The sequence below is a fragment of the Candidatus Egerieousia sp. genome, from assembly GCF_056211015.1.
In genome coordinates this window covers 1-4,391 of sequence record NZ_JBAELF010000072.1, presented here as the reverse complement: position 1 = coordinate 4,391, position 4,391 = coordinate 1, and the positions used below count along the sequence as shown (strand labels likewise).

The following is a 4,391-nucleotide window of genomic DNA, read 5'->3' as shown; positions in this document are numbered from 1 at the left end:
GGCAATCTCGTTCCCGACACCGTGGTGGAGGGTATGCTCGAGAGCAAGTTTCGAAACACAACCGGCGTGGACGGTTTCCTGCTCGACGGCTTTCCCAGGACGATTTCCCAGGCAGAGGACCTCGATGCAATGCTGAAAAGGTCAGGCGACAAGGTTGGCTGCGTCGTGAGCATAATGATCCCCGACGGGATGATTGCCGAAAGGATAGCCCACAGGGCAAGCATCGAAGGCCGTGTCGACGATGCTGACCCCAAGACCATCCAGAACCGCATCAGGACCTATCACGAGAAAACCGAGCCACTTGTGGAATTCTACAAAGCCTGTGGCAAATATCACGAAGCGGACGGACGTGGCACCATCGAGCAGGTACGCGAACTGATTGACGTAATTCTCAACCGCTGCTTCTAGCCAAGCTGTTTTCCGAATCTGGTGCAGACCCATCTGGCGATGAAGGCCCAGAGCACACCCATCGCCGAACCGATGACGGCACCCACCAGCACATCTCCGAGGAAATGGCGAGCCACCATCACGCGGCTGATGCCAACCAGCACCGCCCACGTGACAATGAGCACCGCATACCAACCCCAATTGTGGCGGCGGTCAATTTTAAGACAGAGGGCTGAAGCAAGCGCGAAGCCGAAACTGTTGCAGGCATGGCCGGAAGGGAAACTGAAGCCCCCTCCTTCCTCCAGCACGTTGACCCCGAGGGCGAGCATGAGCGGACTGTTGCAGGGACGGACCCTCTCTACAAGCGCCTTGATGAGGTTGTTCACCCTTTCATTGAAGAAGAACGCAAGCGCAATGCAGGCGATGGCCACCAGTCCCTTCTTCCATCCCAGTCGCCATATCAACAGCGCCGCCACAAGCACATACAGCGGAATCCAGACCTTGATGCCGGACATGAAGGCCCAGAAGGAATCGCTCCATGGGCTGTTGATGCTGTTCATCCAAAGGCTGATGCGCTGGTCCAGACCTTCCGGACCGGTCGCAAAGGCTAATTGTTCAACTCCTTCCATATCATATCCTTTAATTCGGTGATACCCTCCCCTGTGAGTGATGAGATGAAAACATGAGGCAGATCACCGGGCAACCCGGCCTCCAGCTCCGTCTCCATCGTGGCGTCTATCATGTCGCATTTGGTGACGGCCAGCAGCCTCCCCTTGACGAGCAGTTCGGGATTATACTGTTTCAGTTCATTGAGCAATATGCGGTAGTCGGCGGCGATGTCGTCGCTGTCGGCGGGCACCATGAACAGAAGTATCGAGTTGCGCTCGATATGGCGCAGGAAACGCAGCCCTATACCCTTGCCCTCATGTGCACCCTCGATGATGCCGGGGATGTCGGCCATCGCGAAGGACTTCTCATCGCGGTAGCGCACGATGCCCAACTGCGGTTCCAGCGTCGTGAAGGGATAGTCGGCAATCTTGGGCTTTGCAGCGGAAATCGCGCTCAGCAATGTTGATTTGCCTGCATTGGGGAAGCCTACCAGACCCACATCCGCCAGCAGTTTCAGTTCGAGGATGTACCACCCTTCCACGCCCGGCTCACCCGGTTGCGCATAGCGCGGTGTCTGGTTTGTCGGAGACTTGAAATTGTCGTTGCCCAACCCTCCCCTGCCACCGGGGCAGAGCACCCTGGACTCTCCGGGCTCGGTGAGCTCGAAGAGAACCTCATCCGTCTCCGCATCGCGTGCCACAGTGCCCACAGGCACCTCCAGAATGATATCCTCCGCATTCTTACCGTGACGCAGCGCACCGCTTCCGGCCTCTCCGTCCTCCGCATGTATATGCTTGCGGTACTTCAGGGTTATGAGGGTCCATATCTGCGGATTGGCATGCAGTATGATGCTGCCTCCGTTGCCCCCGTCTCCCCCATCAGGACCTCCCTTGGGTATGTATTTCTCCCTGCGCAGATGCGTGCTACCAGGCCCGCCGTTGCCGCTCCTGCAGAAAATCTTTACGTAGTCTATGAAATTAGAATCGGCCATAACTTTCGTGTTGTCAGTAAATCAGTGAAACTTGAAAGACTCCCGTGCAACAGATATGCAACAGTTTTTGCCGGAAAATCAAAACCAAACCTCATAACAAGCATAAATTTATAAAGTTGCTTTGTTGCACGGATATTGCAATTTATGTCAAGTTTCATCCTTCTGACGTGCAAAGATAGTGAATTTGTCCGTCATCTTCCACCGACTCACATATTGCATCTTCATATTCAGAGTATAACGAATCAGAACGCTTTGTGTGCGTATTCCTCGTTGTAATGAAAACGAGGACACACAGTCAATATAAGTATCAATGGGAAAATATCTTTTTCATTAGTTTTCGGAAAATTTCACAACGCCAAGTTCCTGAAGCCATGCAACAGCATCTTCTTCGCCCTGGTTAGCAGCTTCAATATACCATTTTACTGCTTCGTTCATATCTTGCTTTACAAATATGCCTTGCCTATAATAGTCTGCCAAAAACAACTGTGCTCTGCTATTGCCTTTTTTGGCAAGTTCAGAGTATATGTTATACGCGGTTTCCAGATTCTGTGGTGTTCCATTTCCTGCTTCGCAAAGAAGTGCCAGATTAATTTTTGAAACATCAAGTCCATGGTTAGCAGCTTTCATGTACCATTGAACCGCATCTTCATATGATTGCTGTACTCCTTCGCCACGTTCGTAACAAACTCCAAGACAATGTTCTCCGTATGAATAACCTTGTTCGGCTGACTTCCTATACCACTTTACAGCTTCAGCAAAAGATTGTTTAACTCCATTACCTTGGTAATATAGAAGTCCCAATTCTTGCTGAGACATCGCAAACCCTTGTTCTGCACTTAACTTAAACCACTTGAATGCATTCTCATACGATTGTTTTACGTGTTCACCATAGAGATAACAACGTCCCAGACTAAATTGAGCTTTCATATCTCCTTCTTGTGAAAGAGCAAGAATGTCTTCAAATCGCTTAGCGACCATAATACCGCCTGTTGCATCAGAATATCCCTGATCAAAATACATCACAACGGTTGTATCTGATTTGTCGTATTCAATTTCGACAGACTTTGTTTTATTATTACTATTACATGAAATAATAGTAGCACAAAGGATTAAAGGCAAAAGAAACCTTTTCATGTTTTTAGAACCTGTTTTGAAATAATTAACTTTTTTTTATGTATCTTTTTGGTCCATATTTCCTCTTTCATCAGTTACAATGCTTTGGCATTGCGCCTTCTTCAAGAGAAAATCTATCCTCAAAAATCTTCTATAACAAATTTTGTGAACCATTTCAAAACGGGTTCTTAATCTGAATTTTCCCTTTACTTCATGAGCAAAATTACCTCTTCTTCCGCAGATTACCAAACTTTTCCGACATTGTTTGAACTTGAGCCCGCAGCGGGCAAAACTGGCTCCAAGTCGGCCATTGCATCCCATGAGGCCACCGGAGAAGAGGTGCGCACGTTCGACTGACTTCAAGGCCGACAGGATGTCCTGCAGCAGGTTCTCAGCCAACCAGTTCAGGCTCTGTCTGCACTGCGCCGCATACGTAATCCTTGGGTTGAACAATGGTCTCTTTATTTGTGGCCACAGAAAAAGAAACCGCTACCTCGTCTGAGGTAACGGCAGCAAATTTATATGGATGGTTTTATTGTTGATTAAAGAATTCTTCGTATTATTGCAAAAAACATAGAAGCTATGGCAAAACCTATCAGAGAAACACCGGTTCTTACCGGAGAAGATGCCCTCAAATTTGAGGTGGCATCGCAGAATGTTTCGCCGGCCTCTAAGGAAGAGAAGGAGGAGGCGAAAAGAGCATATGAATTTTTCCAGTCGGTAGCAACATTTGCTTTGTGATGGAAATAAAATTCAAACGCTTCAATCCCCAAACAGATATCATCAAGCCATTCGATTGCGGAGATTCCGATTTGAATGGCTTTTTTGGAATCAAATGAGGATGTTCCCAATGCGAAGCGCAGACGCTCATATCCAGCTATCAATATAGGTCGTCTTGCAGTAAGTGAAGAATATAAGGGTCGTGGATTCGGCTCCAAAATTCTTGGTCTTGTGAAGCAGTGGTACTCTTCTGACAATAGAGCCGGATGTCGGTATTTTACTGTTGATGCTCTTCGTTCAGCAGTGGATTTCTATCAGCAGAATCATTTCGAAAGGCTTATATCAAGCGATGATGAAGAAGACACAGTGCTGATGTACTACGATTTGAAGCGATTCTCAGAGTAAGCTGGCCTAAATTTTCGGCACAAGGTTTACAGCCTTTCTCTTGTTCTCATCGACTATCTTGGCGTATATCTGAGTTGTGCGGATGTTGCAGTGGCCGAGAAGCTTGGAAACGGTGTAGAGGTCTGCTCCGTAAGTCAGAGTGAGAGTGGCGAAGGTATGGCGTCCG

8 protein-coding genes are annotated in these 4,391 nt (G+C 48.3%); 4 read left to right on the top strand and 4 right to left on the bottom strand.

Features of this window, described 5'->3' with window-relative positions; genetic code table 11:
- A partial coding sequence (locus tag AC06L3_RS05320; protein WP_475669586.1) for an adenylate kinase family protein occupies positions 1 to 408 on the top strand: 408 nt, incomplete at its 5' end.
- Here the strand turns inward: AC06L3_RS05320 and AC06L3_RS05315 are convergent.
- From AC06L3_RS05315 to AC06L3_RS05305, 3 genes are all read right to left on the bottom strand, one after another.
- Complete coding sequence (locus tag AC06L3_RS05315) at positions 405 to 1,016, bottom strand: phosphatase PAP2 family protein (protein WP_475669585.1); 612 nt, start codon at positions 1,014 to 1,016, stop codon at positions 405 to 407. The two genes, AC06L3_RS05320 and AC06L3_RS05315, sit on opposite strands and share 4 nt — an antisense overlap.
- A complete protein-coding gene (gene obgE / locus AC06L3_RS05310; RefSeq protein ID WP_475669584.1) occupies positions 995 to 1,987 on the bottom strand; it encodes a GTPase ObgE in 993 nt (330 codons plus the stop codon). Before obgE ends, AC06L3_RS05315 begins: the two co-directional genes overlap by 22 nt.
- 330 nt (positions 1,988 to 2,317) lie before the next feature.
- Positions 2,318 to 3,121 (bottom strand): tetratricopeptide repeat protein, encoded by an 804-nt coding sequence (locus AC06L3_RS05305; RefSeq protein ID WP_475669583.1) that lies wholly within the window; start codon positions 3,119 to 3,121, stop codon positions 2,318 to 2,320.
- 298 nt (positions 3,122 to 3,419) lie between these two features.
- On the opposite strand from AC06L3_RS05305, the gene AC06L3_RS05300 reads away from it, so the two are divergent.
- The 3 genes from AC06L3_RS05300 to AC06L3_RS05290 all read left to right on the top strand — a co-directional run bounded on the left by AC06L3_RS05300 (position 3,420) and on the right by AC06L3_RS05290 (position 4,225).
- Positions 3,420 to 3,602 carry a hypothetical protein gene (locus tag AC06L3_RS05300; RefSeq protein ID WP_475669582.1) on the top strand — a complete coding sequence of 61 codons (183 nt, stop codon included), beginning with the start codon at positions 3,420 to 3,422 and terminating at the stop codon, positions 3,600 to 3,602.
- A gap of 80 nt (positions 3,603 to 3,682) precedes the next feature.
- Complete coding sequence (locus AC06L3_RS05295) at positions 3,683 to 3,841, top strand: hypothetical protein (protein ID WP_475669581.1); 159 nt, start codon at positions 3,683 to 3,685, stop codon at positions 3,839 to 3,841.
- A 75-nt stretch (positions 3,842 to 3,916) separates the two neighbouring features.
- A complete protein-coding gene (locus AC06L3_RS05290; RefSeq protein WP_475669580.1) occupies positions 3,917 to 4,225 on the top strand; it encodes a GNAT family N-acetyltransferase in 309 nt (102 codons plus the stop codon).
- A gap of 6 nt (positions 4,226 to 4,231) precedes the next feature.
- Here AC06L3_RS05290 and AC06L3_RS05285 read toward each other — a convergent pair.
- The coding region (locus AC06L3_RS05285; protein ID WP_475669587.1) for a tyrosine-type recombinase/integrase at positions 4,232 to 4,391 on the bottom strand (160 nt) is incomplete at its 5' end.